Genomic DNA, 15,556 nt, shown 5'->3' on the forward strand with positions numbered 1-15,556 from the left:
CGCGAAGGCGCGACGGAAAGGTGCCGCTCATCAACACTCGACGCTGCAGGCTCGCCGCGGCCGCCGCATTCGTGGCCGCGCCCCTTCTTCTCAGCGCCCCCGCGATCGCCCAGCCCGCTCCCCCGGCCGTCGACCCCCGGGCCGGGTGCGAGTCTCCCGACTTCGGTGGCGTCTTCGTTCCCGTGACCGCGACGCGCGCCGAATGCCAGTACATCGTCGAGGGCAGCTTCTACTACGACGACTACGACAACGGCGTCTACACCGGAACGCTCGTGTACCGCGACGGGACGAAGGTTCCCACCGAGCGTCCGCAGATCCCCGAGCTGTTCACCATGCCCGGCGGCGGCCCGCCGCCCGTCATACCTTTCCAGGTGGCGCCCTGATCACCGCCACCGATACGGCCCAGCTCGCGGACATGCCTCGCGGCGGTCCGAAGGCCTCCTGCCTGGACCGTCTGCTCGAGACCGATCGCGAGGAGTACCTGGACCGCGACGACGTCGACCCGAAGGTGAAGCGCAGCGTGATCCGCGCGCTGGACTGGACCGGTGATGTGTTCGGCAACCACGACCGGTTCGCCACGCTCGCGCTCGAGCAGGTCGCCGACGTCCCCGATCCGCGGATTCTCGAGTTGGGCGCCGGCCACGGCGCACTGTCGCGTCGGCTGCTCGAGTGGCATCCATCGGCCCGTGTCACCGTCACCGACGTCGAACCCGAGTCCGTGGCGGCCATCGCCGCCGAGCTCGGCGCCCATCCCCGCGCCACCGTCGCGCAGATGAATGCCACCGCACTCGACGCCGCCGACGGTGCTTTCGACCTCGCGGTGTTCGCGCTGTCGTTTCACCATCTGCCGCCGGCGGCTGCGGCCACGGTCCTCGCCGAAGGCACCCGGGTGGCCACCACGCTGCTGATCATCGATCTGCCCCGCCCACCCGCGCTGCTGCACCTGGCCCGGCTGGCCACCATGTTGCCGCTGGCGCCGTTCCTGCCGTTCGCCCACGACGGCGTGATCAGCTCGCTGCGGGCCTACAGCCCGTCGGCGCTGCGCACGCTGGCCCGCCACGCCGACCCGGCGATGCAGGTCGAGTTGCGCGGTGGCTGTCTCAGTCCGCAGGTGATGTTGGCGACGCGGGGGCCGTCGGCAGGCGGCTGATCACCGGATAGATGATCTCGCGGGTGTGCCGCCCCTTGACCGTGACCTCGTCGGGTACGCCCCACAGGTAGAGGTCCGCGGTGGCGTCGTGCACCCGGCCCGTCACCAGGACCGGTGAGCGGCCGTCGCGGCCGGCAATACTGGCCAACCGGAAGGCCAGGTTGGTGGAGTCGCCGAGGATCGTGGCCATCGCTCCCGCCATCGCGGTCTGGGCGGCCGCGCCGTGCACCACGCTCCAGCCCATCCGAATCGGCGCCCCGGCGCCATCGCGCAGTGTCAGCGACGGGCCGAGCGTGGCAACTGCCCGGTCGGCGGCGAGCGTGAAGTCGATCGCTGCCGCGTGGGCACTCGCGTGCGTCTGGGTGTTCCACACCGCGTAGATCGCGTCGCCGGCGTAGTGATTGAGGGTGCCGTGGTGCGCCCTGAGGAGTTCGTCGAGCCGCCACCACAGCGTGGACATGCTCTCCGCGAGCACCCTGCTGTCGGTCACCTCCGAGATCGTCGAATAGGACAGGATGTCGCCGACGACCATCACCATGTCCGCCTGGCTGATCTCGGCCTGGGTCAGGGTGGGCAGCTGCCGGTCCTTCTTGGCGAACCGGTCCGACCGGAACGTCATCGCGATGTCGCCGACGGTGATTCGATCGCCGGGGACGATGGGCGCGGCAACGGTACGCGCGAGCGGCATGCCGTTCAGGGAGGTCCCGTTGGTACTGGTGTCGATGACCACGGCGAGGTCGAGGTCGGCGATCAGTCGAATCTCGAAATGGTTGCGAGAAATGTGCTTCTCGGACAGAACGAGCCGCCGGTGCTCGCTGATGCCGGCGCACTCCCGACCGACGAACAGTTGATCGACGATGGGGACCGTCAGCTCGTCGCGGCCGTGGACCACCAGGTAGCCCAGCACCTTCCCCTCCGAAGCACCCTCCACACGGCGAGTTTATGGGCCAGCGGGCCGCCGGGCGTCGAGTTCGACGCGGTGCTCCCGAACCGCTCGCGTCCCGTACCCGGCCGCCCTAGTGTGAAACTGTCGCGGGGGTAGCTGGTTTTTGCGGGGGAGGTTCGATGGAGGGGACTCCCTTCGGTCGATATCAGTTGATCGATCTGTTGGGCCGTGGGGGCATGGGCGAAGTGTGGCGCGCCCATGACACGGTCACCGACCGCGTCGTGGCTCTGAAGCTGCTTCCGGCCCAGTGGGCCGAGGACGAGCTCTACCTCCAACGCTTCCGCCGTGAGGCGCACGCCGCCGCGCAATTGACCGAGCCGCACGTGGTGCCGATCCACAACTACGGCGACGTGGACGGTCGGCTGTACGTGGACATGCGGCTGATCGACGGCTGCGACCTGCAGAATCTGCTCGCCAACGGCGCGCTCATCCCCAGTCGGGCGGTGGTGATCGTCGAGCAGGTGGCGATGGCGCTCGATGCCGCCCATCAGGCCGGTCTGGTGCACCGCGACGTCAAGCCGTCCAACATCCTCATCGCCCGCTACGACTTCGCATATCTGATCGACTTCGGCGTCGCGCGGGCCATCACCGACACGGGGTTGACCAATTCGGCGCACATCGTCGGCACCCTGCTGTACATGGCGCCCGAACGATTCCGCAACGGGCTCAGCGACATTCGGTCCGACGTCTACTCGCTGGCATGCGTTCTGGCGCAGTGCCTGACCGCGACCCCACCGTTCAACGGCCAGACCGTCGAGGAACAGATGATGGCCCATCTGACCGCGCCTGCGCCCAGGCCGTCGGCCGTCAACCCGTACATCCCGGCCGCCTTCGACGCCGTCATCGCCAAGGGCATGGCCAAGAACCCCGACGACCGGTATCAGAGCGCGCTGGAACTCGCCGAGGCGGCGAGCCGGGCGCTCGACGGCGCGGCGTCCACGCAGGCGCGGGTGTCGGTGACGTCGAGCCTGCCGGGTGCAGAGGGCGATCTGGCCGCGACGCTGCACGGAGGCGAGGTCGGGACGCACGATGACACGGGCCTCGACCTGACGCGCACGGGCGGGTCGATCGACGATCTCCTCGACCGGGCCGTGGCCGCGGTCAACAGTGGTGACCGGGCGAAGGCGTCCGCGCTGGCCGATCAGGTCCTGGCCGTCGACCATCGCAATGCTGAGGCCGAGGATCTGCTGCGGGCCCCGACTGATCGGGGGGAGATCCGCCGGTTGACGATCATCTCGGCCGATCTCGTCGACGCCACCGATCTGGCGCTGCGTGTCGAGCCGGAGACCCACCGCCTCCTGGTCAGTCGCTTCCGCGACGTCGTCCGGCAGGTGGCCGAGCGCTATGAGGGCCACGTCGCCTCGTCCAAGGCCGACGGCCTGCTGGTGGTTTTCGGCTATCCGAACGCCCACGACGACGACGTGCGCCGTGCTGTCCAGGCGGGGCTGGACATCGCGCGCGACGTGGAACGGCTCAGTGAACAGGCGCGGCGCCGGTTCGGCGCGGGCGTCGACATGCGCATCGGTGTGCACCGCGGGCCCGTCTATCTCGACAGCGACCAGGACGATGTGTACGGCCTTGCGGTCAACCTGGCCGCACAGGTGTCGGCGCTGGCTCCGACCGGCGGGGTGGCGGTGTCGCATTCGGTGGAACCGTTGGTGCGCAACGCCTTCGATTTGGAGCAGCTGCCGTCGGCGGCGATGCCGGGCTCCGCGGAAGTGATCAATCCGTTCCGCGTTCTCGGCGAACGCGCCTACACCGCGACGGCACCGATGGGTCCGCTGGTGGGACGGGACCGCGAGTTCGCTCGGCTGGAGAAGAGTTGGCGGCGCGCGCAGGCGGGCACGCTGACGGTACCGGCGGTGGCGTTCCGCGGGGAGGCGGGCATCGGCAAGAGCCGACTCGCCGTGGCGGCCACCGAGCTGGTGCAGCATGACAACGGAACCGTCGTCGAGCTCGTCGGCTCGCCCGTGCACGCCGATGTGGGCCTGCATCCGGCGCGACTGCTGTTGGAACGGCGCTGCGGTATCACGCGGGTGACCGAGCCGGCCCGTCGCCTGCAGCTGCTGGAGGCCGAGCTGCGCGCGCTCGGCGTGGATCCTGTCACCCAGATCCCTTTGCTCGCACCCATTCTGGGCCTCGATGCCGCACTCGGCTACGACCCGCCGCAGGCGGAGGGTCGCAAGCTGGTCGAACTCATCACGGCGGCGATGAAGAACTACCTGTTCTCCGCGTTCGGCGGACGACCCGGCCTGGTGCTGGCCGAGGACGCCCACTGGTTCGACCAGTCCACGCTCGAATTGCTGGGCAGCGTGCTCGCCGCAACCGACGGCCGCCTGCTGGTGGTGATCACCGGCCGCGAGGGCAACTGGCTCAACGAGCAGTGGCCGGCCAAGGTGTTCGACCTGTCGCCGCTGTCCGACGAGCAGACCGACGAGTTGGTGCTGGCCCTGGATCCGCGGATCGCACCCGAGCAGTGCGCGGCGGTGCGAGCGCGGTGCGGCGGCGTGCCGTACTACATCGAGCAGGTGGTCAACGGACTCGAATCTGACCCTGGCGCAGTACATTCCACGGTGCCCGACTCCCTCTACGAGCCGCTGTTCGCCCGTTTGCTCGCCGTCCCCGACGTGGTGCCGGTGGTCGAGGCGGCCGCCGTGATCGGCAGACATGTGGACCGGGCACTGCTGGTTGCGGTGTCGTCGCTGAGCGAGGACAAGGTCGACGACGTCATCGACGAGCTCGAGGATGCGAAGGTCTTCGAGCCGCATGGGCCCGACGTGTGGAAGTTCCGCCACGAGCTGCTGCGTGAGGTGGCTGCCGAACTGGCACCGCCGAGCGTGCGCCGGGCGTTGCATGGCCGCACCGCCGACGTCCTGGTCGCCGGTGCGGCCGGGGAGCCGGACTGGCGTCTGGTGGCGGCCCACTACGAGCAGGCCGAGCGGCACGCCGACGCCGCCGGCGCCTATCGCGAGGCGTCGGCAACCGCGCGCCGCCGCGGCGCCCTGGAGGAGGCCCGCGCCTACCTGACGCGGTCGCTGGCTCAACTCGAACTGTGCCCATCCGGGCGGGATCGCGACCGGCTGGAGATCGAGCCCCGGCTCGAGCGCGGGTTCCTCACCTCGACCGCCGAGGGTTACCAAAGCCCTTCGGTGGCTGAGGATCTGGAGCGGAGCCTGCAGATCGTCGGCTCTGATCTGCATGACGATCAGGTGATCGGAACCCTACTGGCGGTCAGCAGCTACTACATCAACAAGTCCGATCTTCGCCGCGCGCATCAGCTGGCGGAGGCTCTGCAGGAGACTCCCGACGAGCGGCGCCGGGTGTGGAACCCGGCCATCGCCTGCGTGCACGGGATGGTCATGTTCCTGCGCGGCGAATTCGAGAGGGCAAGAAGGTATTTCGAAGAGGCCAGCGCCGGCTTCGACGCCGAGGGTCAGAACAGCATGCAGGAGCTATGGTTCATTCCCTGGGACGTCGTCGCGCTGGCCTACGAACACCTCTCGATCTACCACGTGCTGCGGGGCGAACAGGCGGCTGCGGAAGTCGCGATGGCCAAGGCGGAGAACCGCGGGGACGAACTGGCGTTCCCCTGGGGCCCCTACAACCAGGCCTACGCCAATCACATCGAGATCTGGCTGCGCCGCGAGAGCGGCGACCTCGACCGCGCCGAGCGGGTGGTGTCCGAAATGGTCGAGCGTGCCGAGCGGTACGGCATCGATTTCTGGCAGATGCTGGGGTCGACGCTCGGTCAGGCCACCGTCGCAGCCGAACTCTCGTTGCGCTCAGGCGCAGACGCCGGCGATCTGTCGGCCCAGATCGATCAGCTCACCGGGTTCACCGACTTCTGGCGATCACTCGGGCTGTATGCCTACCAAACCCAGTACGACTGCGTGATCGGTCGTCTGCTGATCGCGGCGGGGCGGTTGGAGGAGGCCCGCGATCGCATCAACGGTGCGCTGCAGATCGCCGAGGACACCCAGATGCACTTCTTCGACGCGGAGTTGTTGCGCGCGCGGGCCAAGACCCACACCGATCCCGACACCAGCGCAGCGGACCTGGGGGTGGCGATGGCGATGGCCCGCCACCAGGGTGCGCCGCTGTACGAGCTTCGGGCCGCACTCGACGACGTCGACCTCCGCGGCGAGGCGGCCCACCCGCAGCTCGCCGACACGTTGACGCGGCTGCCCGCGGAATGCACCCTGCCCGACGTGGTGCGAGCGCGCGCGATCCTCGCTTGACCGGGCAGGGGTGGCCGGATCCGGGGCCCCGGCGCACGTGCTCCACCGAGATCCCCGGACCCGACCGGTCGGCCGCGTGAGTTCCCTCGCATCAGCGGCCTGCTCGTCGGGCACCGGTGGTACCGTCCCCCGATCGGTGGCCCGGCCGGAACCTCGACCGTGCCGTCCCGGTGTCCGCGACGAGTGAGACAACGATGTCGGGGCGGCCTTGGAAAAATCTTGGGATGCCTCGGCCGGCGCCGCGGTCCTACCCTCCGTCGTGTTCGAAGACGAACTCGCCGTCGCCGATTCCGAGCCGGTCCCCGGCGGAGAGTTCGGCGCTGCCTTGGATTCGGCCGCCGTTGCGGTGGATTCCGTTGGCCGATCCGGCGTCGATGATCACGTACCCGGCGCCGGAGCCGACGATGACCGCGTGCTGGCGGCTGACCCGAGGGTCGCCGAGCACGATGTCGTTGTCGGAATGCCTGCCGATGCGGGTGACGGCGTCGGTCAACGGATACGTCGTGCCGCCTGCAGCGCGCAGTCGCGCGGCGCCGCTCTGCGACGCCGACATCAGGCGGTTCACGGTGGCCACCATCGTGTCGGCGGCGGTCTTGCGGATCGACGGTCCGACGTTCAGCGGCGCCTGCGCCAGGATCACCGCGTGCAGGTCGCGCAGCTCGGGCGTCGGGTCGATACCGAGTTCGTCGGCGAGCACGTCCTTGACGCGGCGAAACGCGTCCAGGGCATCCGACTGGCGCTGCGCGAGGTAGTAGGCCGTCATCAGCTGAGCCCACAGCGGCTCCCGGTACGGGTGGCGGGCGACAAGCTCTTCGAGGTCAGCGATCACCGAGTCCGCTCGCCCGCAGGCGATCTCGGCCTGGGCCCGGACGGTGTGCGCCGAGATCCTGTCCTCGGACAGTGCCACCTCGAAGGTTTGCACGAACGGGAAGCCGCGCAGATCAACGAGAAAGTCGCCCTTCCACTCGGCAAGCGCGTGCGACAGGTGCGTACTCGCGTCCTGGAAGCGTCCCGCCGCAGCGGCCTCGAGACCTGCACCCCGGGCCGCGATGAAGCGGCCCAGGTCGACGTCGCCCTCGTCGACGCGGACGCGGTAACCCGCGGAGGCCTTCTCCAGGAGTTGGCGGTCGTCGACGCCGGCCGTGCGCAGCAGGCGGCGCAGGTTCGACACGTACGCGTGCAGGCTTGCGCGGGCTTCGGCCGGGGCCTGCTCGCCCCACACCGCATCGATCAGCATCTCGGTGGACAGCGCGCGGTTTCGGTTGAGCACCAGGACGGCCAGCACGGCCCGCTGCTTCGGCGTACCCAGCGGGACGGCGGCGCCTTCCACCGTCATGTGAAACGGCCCGAGCAGCGCGAAGCTGACACGCGAACTCATGGACGTCGGTTCCTCCCCTGTGCGCAGGAGCGACCTTACCGGCCAACTGTTGCGCCCGATCGCCGGCGATGGCGTTCAATGGCTGTCGTGGGCGAGGAACTGACGCAGACCGAGTTCACTCGCGAGCATCGCCGCGAGTACCGGCGCAAGGTGCAGCTGTGCCTCGACGTGTTCGAGACGATGCTGGCGCAATCCAGCTTCGACTTCGAGAAGCCGCTGACCGGCATGGAGATCGAGTGCAATCTGGTCGACGGCGGCTACCAACCGGCGATGAACAACTCCGAGGTGCTCACGGCGATCGCCGATCCCGCCTACCAGACCGAGCTCGGCGCCTACAACATCGAGTTCAACGTGCCGCCGCGGCGGCTCCCCGGGCGGGCCGCGCTCGACCTGGAGGGCGAGGTGCGCGCCAGCCTGAACGCCGCGGAGGCCAAAGCCAACAGCGACGGCTCCCACATCGTGATGGTCGGCATCCTGCCGACGTTGATGCCCCAGCATCTGTCCGGGCACTGGATGAGTGAGTCGACCCGCTATCAGGCGCTCAACGACTCGATCTTCACCGCGCGCGGTGAAGACATCGACATCGACATCCACGGTCCGGAACGGCTGAGCCTGCAGACCGCCTCGATCGCCCCCGAATCAGCCTGCACCAGCATGCAATTGCACCTGCAGGTGTCACCCGGTGACTTCGCGAACAACTGGAACGCCGCCCAGGTGCTCGCCGGGCCGCAGCTCGCGCTGGGCGCCAACTCGCCGTACTTCTTCGGCCACCGACTGTGGGCAGAAACGCGGATCGAACTGTTCACCCAGGCCACCGACACGCGCCCCGACGAGTTGAAGACGCAGGGCGTGCGGCCGCGGGTGTGGTTCGGGGAACGCTGGATCACGTCGATCTTCGATCTGTTCGAGGAGAACGTGCGGTACTTCCCGTCGCTTCTGCCCGAGCTGTCCGACGAGGATCCGGTCGCCGAACTCGCCGCCGGCCGTACGCCGGCGCTGTCGGAGCTGCGGCTGCACAACGGCACCATCTACCGGTGGAACCGGCCGGTGTACGACGTGGTGGCTGGCCGCCCGCACCTGCGAGTGGAGAACCGCGTGCTGCCCGCGGGACCCACGGTGGTCGACATGATGGCCAACGCGGCGTTCTACTACGGCGCGCTGCGGGCGCTGTCCGAGGAGGACCGCCCGCTGTGGACCAAGCTGAGTTTCGCGACGGCACAGGCAAATTTCGAGTCAGCCGCTCAGCACGGCCTCGACGCCCGCCTGTACTGGCCGGGTGCAGGCGAGGTCACCCCTGACGAGTTGGTGCTGCGGCATCTGCTGCCGTTGGCCGACGAGGGGTTACGCCGCTGGGAGGTGGCCGCCGAGGTGCGCGACCGCTACCTCGGGGTGATCGAGGGCCGCGCCAAATCGGGCCGTAACGGCGCCGTGTGGCAGACGGCTGCGGTGGCGGCGCTGCAGGGTCGGGGCATGAGCCGACCCGCGGCGCTGGCCGAGATGCTGCGCCTGTACTGCGAGCGCATGCACTCCAACGATCCGGTACACACCTGGGAGGTACCGACGTGAGGGGATACATGATCGCCTGCGCCGCAACCGTTCTGGCTTTCGCCACGGGAGGTACTGCCGCGGCAGAGCCGGTGCTCGTACTGGCCGGTGGGCAGCAGGCGAGCGTGGCGGGTTCGACGGTGACCGTTCGCTTCGACCGGGTGCTCGAGGACTCTCGGTGCCCCGCACTGGTCGACTGCGTCTGGGCGGGTCAGGCGCGCATCGCACTCGTCGTCGAATCTGCCGGCGCACCGCCTCAGACGGTCGAGCTGAGCACCTTCCCCGCGTCGGAGACGACGGGGCCGACGGCCCGGGTGGGCGGGCACACCGTCACGCTGCGTTCCCTCGATCCCTATCCGCAGTCACCGCAGGATTCGCTTGCGCTACAGGACTACCGGGCCACTGTGACCGTCGACGCGTGACCTACGCGGCGGGCAGGTACTCGCGATAGAAGTCGGCCAGTCGGTCGACGGCTTGGTCGACGTACTCCGGAACGTCGTACATCTCGTAGTGGCCGGCGCCCTCGATCACCATCAGGTCGATCGGGTTCGGCGCCAGCTCCCAGAGTTTCATGCCCGCTTCGTAGGACATCGTCACCCCTTTGCGCCCGGCGACGATGACCTGGAGAGGCTGGGTCAGCAACTGGTCGACGAGATGGAACGCGTCGTAACCGATCAGCAGGGAGTCCCCCCGTGCCAACCGCCGGTTGGTCGAGCGCGGGTGCCCGCCCCGCGATGTGCGGTAGTACTCGATGGCCTGGGTGTTGTCGATGTCGGTGATGCCCGCGGCGACCGCGTCTTCAGCGGTGTCGGGTAACCAGTTGAGGCGTTCGAGGCGGCCGGTCTCGACCTCGCGGGTGCGATCTGCCGCCAGCCGATCGAGTGCCGCCGCGGGACCGTCCGGGGCGAAGGCCGTCGACCGCCAGCTCTCACCCATGTTGCCGGCCACCACGGTCCCGACCGCGCGGATGCGGTGGTCGGTGCGCGCTGTGTGCACGGCGTATCCGCCGCCGGCGCAGATTCCGAGCACCCCGATGCGATCGGCGGCGACGCCGGGCACGAGCTGGAGGGCGTCGATGGCGTAGGAGATGTCCTCGCCGCGACGGTAGGGATCCTCCAGATCCCTCGGGGTGCCGCCGCTCTCCCCCTGATAGGCGGGATCGAACACCAGAGCGGCGATGCCACGGGCGGCCAGCCGGGACGCGTAGTTGGCGCCGATCTGCTCCTTCACGCTGCTGCCCGGTGTGGACAGCACCACCGCCGCGACGGGACCCGACCCATCGACATCGTCGGGCAGATGGAGCAGGCCCGCGAGGTCGAACGAGCCGCGGGGAATGGTCAGGGGCGTGATCGTCATGGCGCATCCGTCCGTCGTGAAGCAGTTTCCTTCTTCAAGCCGCGAGCACGGCCGAAACTTCCCGAAGGGCGCGTACCTTGGCGCCCATGGCAGACCATCTGCAGGACATGGACTGGGACGGCACCTATCGCGGCGACACCCCCTACGGCGCCGAGCCACCCTGGAACATCGGCGAGCCACAGCCCGAGCTCGCGGCCTTGATCCATACGGGCAGGGTGCGCAGCGAGGTGCTCGACGCCGGCTGCGGCCACGCCGAGCTGTCGCTGACGCTGGCGGCACAGGGCTACACGGTGACGGGGATCGACCTGTCGCCGACCGCGATCGCGGCAGCGACGGCGGCCGCTCACGATCGGGGACTCTCCGGGGCGACGTTCGTGGCCGCGGACATCACGACCTTCACGGGGTTCGACGGCCGATTCTCGACGGTGATGGACTCCACGCTGTTCCATTCGCTGCCCATCGAGGGCCGCGACGGTTACGTGCAGGCGGTGCACCGCGCCGCAGCGCCGGGTGCGAGCTACTTCATCCTGGTGTTCGCGGCGGGGGCGTTCCCACCCGACATCGAGCAGAAGCCGAACGAGGTCACCGAGGACGAGTTGCGCGACGCCGTCGGCCGATACTGGGAGATCGACGACGTGCGGCCGGCCTTCATCCACGCGAACATGCCCGCCGAGATGCCCCTGCCGCCCCACGCGCGTGACGAGAAGGGCCGGGCGAAGATGAGCGCGTTCCTGCTCACTGCGCACAAAGCGGGCTAGACACCCCGCTGAACTCCCAGGTCGCGCCGAAAGCCCTCGGGCACGATGACACTCGCCGGCTCGAGTTCCTGGATGGACGACAGCCCCAGGCCCAGCAGCGCGGAATCGATACCGCCGCGCAGGATGTCGAGGACGTTCTCGACACCGGCCTGCCCGCCGGCGGCCAGGCCCCACAGGTAGGCGCGGCCGATCATCACCGCGCGGGCACCGAGCGCGACGGCCTTGACGACGTCGGACCCGCGACGGATACCGCCGTCGAGCACGATCTCCAGCTGATCGCCGACGGCCTCGGCGATCGCCGGCAGTGCACGGATCGCCGCGGGCGTGCCGTCGAGGTTGTTGCCGCCGTGGTTGGACACCGAGATCGCGGTGACACCGGCATCGACAGCCCGCCGGGCGTCGTCGACGCGCATCACGCCCTTGAGCATGAAGGGTCCGCCCCACTGCTCGCGCAGCCAAGCGATGTCCTCCCAGCTCGGCAGCGGCGTCTGCATCCATTCGCCGTAGGCGCCGAAGAAGGTCGGCGCGTCGCCGCCGTCGGCGAGGTTGGGTGCGGTCAGGTCCGGAACCCGTCCCGTCTTCGCGAACTCGAGAAGCCACCGCGGCCTGCGGATCCCCTCGGGCGCGAAGCGCAGCATCGCCTTGAGGTCCATCCGCTCCGGGATGGCCGGGCTCCCCCAGTCCCTGCCGTTCGAGAACGACCAGTCGGTGGTGATGATGAGGCCCACGGCGCCGGCGCGCCGCGCTCGTTCCATGCGGGCCTGCAGCTTGTCCCGACCGCCGGTCCAGTACATCTGGAAGAACGTGGCGGGGTTGGCGAGCGTGACCTCCTCGATGGGCTTGCTCGCGAACGACGACAGTCCGATCGCGGTGCCGCGGGCCGCGGCCGCGCGCGCCACCGCCACCTCGCCGTCCGGGTGGACCGCCTGCACCCCGGTCGGGGAGATCAGCACCGGCAGCGAGATCGCCTGCCCCATCACCGTGGTCGCCATGTCGCGCTTGCCGGACAAGCCCGCCACGTGGGGAGCGAAGCCCAGCTCCGCGAATGCCGCGGTGTTGTCCGATACCGTGACGCCCTTCTCGGAGCCGGCGACGAGCGCGCTGTACACGCTGGGCGGCAGGCGCTTTCGGGCTCGTCGTTGCGCGTCAGCGACTGTCTCGAACCAGGCGGCCATGGTGACTCCTCAGTGTCTCGGTGCCGTCCACGTTAGAAGCCCCGCCCGAGCAGGAGTACTCGCCGATCGGGCAGTACCCACCCACCCGGGCGGTCCCCAGATCGCACCCGATCGGGGCACGCGAACACTCGCCACCGTCTCCTAGCGTCATCGAATATGCAAGCAGCTCAACTCGATCCGCTCGCGCCGTCACCCCGGGGGTTGTGGAGCAGCCACGGCATCCGGGTCAGCCGCCGGCGGGGTCCGCACCGGCCGCACCGCAGCGCGTCAACCGTGTGCGCCGGTAGGTTCTGCGTGCAGCGGCGCGACGATCTGCTCAGTGTCGAGCACGACCTGAGTCCGGCGGAGCTGTCCGACGCACTGACCTCGCTGCTCACCGAGCACCTGGTCGACACCGAGGTGCTCCGGGGGCAAGCCGAATTCGAGCTCGTGTTCACCGGCGTGGTCCGCTCGACCGTCGACGGCAGCCTGCCCTCGTGGCTGCGGTTCTATCGCAACTCGCTGGCCGCCCTCGAACGCGGCACCACCGCCTTCGGTCCCATCCACGCCGAAGCGGCGACGCAGGTGCGCGGCGGCAAGCTTGTCGATCTGGGCTCGTGCTTCGGCTTCTTCCCACTGCGGATGGCACGTCGCATCGACGTCACGGCAACTGATCTCAGCGCCTCGACCATGAAGCTGCTCGCGACGGTGAGTCCGCGGCTGCAGCGCCCGCTGACCACGCTGGCCTGCGATGCGACGTCCGTGCCCCTGCGGTCGGGCAGCGCCGACACCGTCACTGCGCTGCACCTGATCGAGCATCTACCGGACGAGGTGATGACGGCCGTCTGCGACGAAGCGCTCCGGTTGGCGCGCCGCCGGGTGGTGATCGCGGTCCCGTTCGAGGACGAGCCGCGCGAATGCTACGGACATGTGCAACGCTTCAATCCGGCGCGGATGAGGCGTCTGGCCGACACGCTGACGGACCGCCATCCGGGAATCTCGGCGCACACCTTCGACTTCCACGGCGGCTGGCTGATCCTCGACCGCTAGATCAGGCCTCGCTTGCTCGCCGCGTACACCGCTTCGGCACGCCTGCTCACCTCGAGCTTGCGCATGATGTTGCTGACGTGGAACTTCGCGGTGGTCGCAGAGATGTAGAGCTTCTCGCCGATCTTGTTGTTGGACAGGCCCGCAGCCAGTAGTCGCAGCACCTCCACCTCACGGTCGGTGAGCTGTGCCCTGGGCTCGCCCCGCCCCGACATCGAGCGGACCACGGCCGCGGCGCTGCGCGAGTCGAACGCGCTGTCGCCCGCCGAGATCGCACGGATGGCGCGGACCAGCTCGGTGGTGTCGACGTCCTTGACCACGTACCCGCGGGCACCGGCGTGCACCGCGCGTACCACCAGGTCCTCGTCGAGGAACGTGGTGAGTATCAGTAGGCCCAGGTTCGGATAGGCGGCGGAGAGCTTGCCGCACAACGTCAGTCCCTCGAACTCCGATCCCGCCGACAGCTTGAGGTCCAGCAGGACGACGTCGGGCGAGGTGGCGCGCACGACGGCTTCCGCCTCGGCCTCCGATGCGGCCTCGCCGACGACGACGAGGTCGTCGGCGCGTTCGAGAACCGACCGCAGGCCCTGGCGCAGGATCGCGTGATCGTCGACGAGGACCAGCCTGATGGGTGTCATGATGACCCGCTTTCTGCGAGATCTGCTCTGCGATAGGGAATGCGGGCCACGACGCGGACTCCGCCGAGGCGCGAGCGGTACACGTCGAAGCTGCCGCCGTGTCCGGTCGCACGCGCAGCCATGTTGGCCAGACCGCGATGGCGACCGTCGACGTCGGCGGCTTCGGCCATGCGCAGCATGAGCCGCATCTTGTCGGGATCGCCGGTGCCGTCGTCGGCGATCGAGAGCGACACCGCGTCAACCCGATAGGTCAGCCGCACGATGGCCCGCGTGGCCTGGCCGTGCATCGCCGTGTTGAACAGCGCTTCCCCCGCGATCCGCAGCAGATCGTGCTCGACGTCGCCGGGCAGTTCGCTCGCGTGTCCGTCGACGCGCAACGTCACCCGCAGATCCTCCGGCATGTGCACGGTGGCGAGCTGGCCGAGCATGGCGGCCAGTCCGGATCTGCGCGCGTCGGCGGGCTGGTTGAGCGCATAGATGGCTGAGCGCAACTGTTCGGTTGCCGACCGGGTGAGCTCCTTGGCCAGGTCCAGTCGCCCGGCGAGTTCGCCTTCCTGCTGGGCGATTTCGCTGCGGCATACCTCGATCTGCATGCCGGCTGAGAGCACCGTCTGCGCGACGCTGTCGTGCAGCTCTCGCGCGATGCGGTGACGTTCGGAGTTGAGCACCTGGTGGCGTTGGACGGCGCCGAGCTCACGCTGGGTGGCCAGCAGTTCGGCGTTGCGCGCCTCCGACTGGGCCAGCAGGGACACCGATTTGGTGAACAGCGCAGAATTCTGCAGGGCCACCGCGGTCTGGCCGGCGAGGATGCGCATCACCATCGCGTCGGTGCCGTCGAGGGCGCGGTGCGGCGGCGTCCACGCCGCGAACGCCCCGATCACCGTGCCGTCGAGTTCGATCGGGACGTGGGCGTGCTGCTTCTCCATCACCGGCAGCCGAAAACCGGCGAGCTGCCCGCGCAGGATGTCGTTGAGCCGGTTGAGCACCGCGTCGGGTAGCGCGGCGCCCGGATCGGCGGCATCGCGGAGCCCCTCGAAGGCGTAGGCCACGCCTTCGGAATCCAGGATCAGATGTCGCACACTGGCTTCGGGCAGCGCACCGTCGGCCAGCGCAAGCAGCACCCAGTCGGCGTCCAGCGTGGCGCGCGCCGCCTCGGCCACAGCGCGGACGAGTTTCTCCGGGCCGTCGATCGTCTGCACCAGGGCGCGGGAGATGGTGTCCAGCGCCGCGATCACCCGATCCAATCGCGCTGCGGTGAGCCGTAATTCGGAGTAGAAGCGACCCTTGCCAGAACGTAACCCGGTGAGTCTGGCCAGGTCGGGCGGGCCGGCGTCGGCGGCCGTCAT

13 protein-coding genes are annotated in these 15,556 nt (G+C 69.2%); 7 read left to right on the forward strand and 6 right to left on the reverse strand.

Translation table 11 applies throughout. The annotated features are described in order from the left end of the window. The first annotated feature begins 20 nt into the window (after window positions 1-20). Window positions 21-383 (forward strand): hypothetical protein, encoded by a 363-nt coding sequence (locus ACZYYX_RS00715; protein WP_463812490.1) that lies wholly within the window; start codon window positions 21-23, stop codon window positions 381-383. Between the two features lie 32 nt (window positions 384-415). Then, a complete protein-coding gene (locus ACZYYX_RS00720; RefSeq protein WP_463812491.1) occupies window positions 416-1,150 on the forward strand; it encodes a class I SAM-dependent methyltransferase in 735 nt (244 codons plus the stop codon). Here ACZYYX_RS00720 and ACZYYX_RS00725 read toward each other — a convergent pair. Continuing rightward, on the reverse strand, window positions 1,101-2,081 hold the full coding sequence (locus ACZYYX_RS00725) for an FHA domain-containing protein (RefSeq protein WP_463812492.1): 981 nt from the start codon (window positions 2,079-2,081) through the stop codon (window positions 1,101-1,103). The two genes, ACZYYX_RS00720 and ACZYYX_RS00725, sit on opposite strands and share 50 nt — an antisense overlap. Window positions 2,082-2,215: 134 nt before the next feature. On the opposite strand from ACZYYX_RS00725, the gene ACZYYX_RS00730 reads away from it, so the two are divergent. Then, window positions 2,216-6,334, forward strand: a complete 4,119-nt coding sequence (locus ACZYYX_RS00730; protein WP_463812493.1) for a serine/threonine-protein kinase — start codon at window positions 2,216-2,218, stop codon at window positions 6,332-6,334. A gap of 247 nt (window positions 6,335-6,581) precedes the next feature. Here the strand turns inward: ACZYYX_RS00730 and ACZYYX_RS00735 are convergent, their stop codons facing one another. After that, the gene (locus ACZYYX_RS00735) at window positions 6,582-7,712 is read right to left on the reverse strand and encodes a BTAD domain-containing putative transcriptional regulator (RefSeq protein ID WP_463812494.1); all 1,131 of its coding nucleotides are present in this window, start codon (window positions 7,710-7,712) and stop codon (window positions 6,582-6,584) included. A gap of 78 nt (window positions 7,713-7,790) precedes the next feature. Between ACZYYX_RS00735 and ACZYYX_RS00740 the strand changes: the two genes are divergently transcribed. Beyond that, window positions 7,791-9,278 (forward strand): glutamate-cysteine ligase family protein, encoded by a 1,488-nt coding sequence (locus ACZYYX_RS00740; RefSeq protein WP_463812495.1) that lies wholly within the window; start codon window positions 7,791-7,793, stop codon window positions 9,276-9,278. Next, window positions 9,275-9,679 (forward strand): hypothetical protein, encoded by a 405-nt coding sequence (locus ACZYYX_RS00745; RefSeq protein WP_463812496.1) that lies wholly within the window; start codon window positions 9,275-9,277, stop codon window positions 9,677-9,679. The genes ACZYYX_RS00740 and ACZYYX_RS00745 overlap by 4 nt, the downstream gene beginning before the upstream one ends. A 1-nt stretch (window position 9,680) precedes the next feature. Here the strand turns inward: ACZYYX_RS00745 and ACZYYX_RS00750 are convergent, their stop codons facing one another. After that, window positions 9,681-10,613 (reverse strand): alpha/beta hydrolase, encoded by a 933-nt coding sequence (locus tag ACZYYX_RS00750; protein WP_463812497.1) that lies wholly within the window; start codon window positions 10,611-10,613, stop codon window positions 9,681-9,683. An 86-nt stretch (window positions 10,614-10,699) separates the two neighbouring features. Here ACZYYX_RS00750 and ACZYYX_RS00755 point away from each other — a divergent pair, with 86 nt between their 5' ends. After that, window positions 10,700-11,371 carry a class I SAM-dependent methyltransferase gene (locus ACZYYX_RS00755; protein ID WP_463812498.1) on the forward strand — a complete coding sequence of 224 codons (672 nt, stop codon included), beginning with the start codon at window positions 10,700-10,702 and terminating at the stop codon, window positions 11,369-11,371. Here the strand turns inward: ACZYYX_RS00755 and mftD are convergent. Next, window positions 11,368-12,546 carry a pre-mycofactocin synthase MftD gene (mftD, locus tag ACZYYX_RS00760; RefSeq protein WP_463812499.1) on the reverse strand — a complete coding sequence of 393 codons (1,179 nt, stop codon included), beginning with the start codon at window positions 12,544-12,546 and terminating at the stop codon, window positions 11,368-11,370. The two genes, ACZYYX_RS00755 and mftD, sit on opposite strands and share 4 nt — an antisense overlap. 156 nt (window positions 12,547-12,702) lie before the next feature. Here mftD and mftM point away from each other — a divergent pair, with 156 nt between their 5' ends. Further along, on the forward strand, window positions 12,703-13,575 hold the full coding sequence (gene mftM, locus ACZYYX_RS00765; protein ID WP_463812500.1) for a mycofactocin oligosaccharide methyltransferase MftM: 873 nt from the start codon (window positions 12,703-12,705) through the stop codon (window positions 13,573-13,575). Here mftM and ACZYYX_RS00770 read toward each other — a convergent pair. Both ACZYYX_RS00770 and ACZYYX_RS00775 read right to left on the reverse strand, forming a co-directional pair. Continuing rightward, on the reverse strand, window positions 13,572-14,210 hold the full coding sequence (locus ACZYYX_RS00770; RefSeq protein ID WP_335333660.1) for a MadR family response regulator transcription factor: 639 nt from the start codon (window positions 14,208-14,210) through the stop codon (window positions 13,572-13,574). The genes mftM and ACZYYX_RS00770 overlap by 4 nt on opposite strands. Next, window positions 14,207-15,556: a MadS family sensor histidine kinase gene (locus ACZYYX_RS00775; protein ID WP_463812501.1), complete on the reverse strand. Its 1,350-nt coding sequence runs from the start codon at window positions 15,554-15,556 to the stop codon at window positions 14,207-14,209. The genes ACZYYX_RS00770 and ACZYYX_RS00775 overlap by 4 nt, the downstream gene beginning before the upstream one ends.

It is taken from the genome of Mycobacterium sp. IDUB_1, assembly GCF_055419625.1.

Excerpts from the sequence above, each read along its gene's own strand:
- ACZYYX_RS00720 (WP_463812491.1), top strand. The coding sequence starts at position 416 with ATGCCTCGCGGCGGTCCGAAGGCCTCCTGCCTGGACCGTCTGCTCGAG.
- ACZYYX_RS00730 (WP_463812493.1), top strand. The coding sequence starts at position 2,216 with ATGGAGGGGACTCCCTTCGGTCGATATCAGTTGATCGATCTGTTGGGC.
- ACZYYX_RS00735 (WP_463812494.1), bottom strand. The coding sequence starts at position 7,712 with ATGAGTTCGCGTGTCAGCTTCGCGCTGCTCGGGCCGTTTCACATGACG.
- ACZYYX_RS00740 (WP_463812495.1), top strand. The coding sequence starts at position 7,791 with ATGGCTGTCGTGGGCGAGGAACTGACGCAGACCGAGTTCACTCGCGAG.
- ACZYYX_RS00750 (WP_463812497.1), bottom strand. The coding sequence starts at position 10,613 with ATGACGATCACGCCCCTGACCATTCCCCGCGGCTCGTTCGACCTCGCG.
- ACZYYX_RS00755 (WP_463812498.1), top strand. The coding sequence starts at position 10,700 with ATGGCAGACCATCTGCAGGACATGGACTGGGACGGCACCTATCGCGGC.
- mftD (WP_463812499.1), bottom strand. The coding sequence starts at position 12,546 with ATGGCCGCCTGGTTCGAGACAGTCGCTGACGCGCAACGACGAGCCCGA.
- mftM (WP_463812500.1), top strand. The coding sequence starts at position 12,703 with ATGCAAGCAGCTCAACTCGATCCGCTCGCGCCGTCACCCCGGGGGTTG.
- ACZYYX_RS00770 (WP_335333660.1), bottom strand. The coding sequence starts at position 14,210 with ATGACACCCATCAGGCTGGTCCTCGTCGACGATCACGCGATCCTGCGC.
- ACZYYX_RS00775 (WP_463812501.1), bottom strand. The coding sequence starts at position 15,556 with ATGACGGCCGCCGACGCCGGCCCGCCCGACCTGGCCAGACTCACCGGG.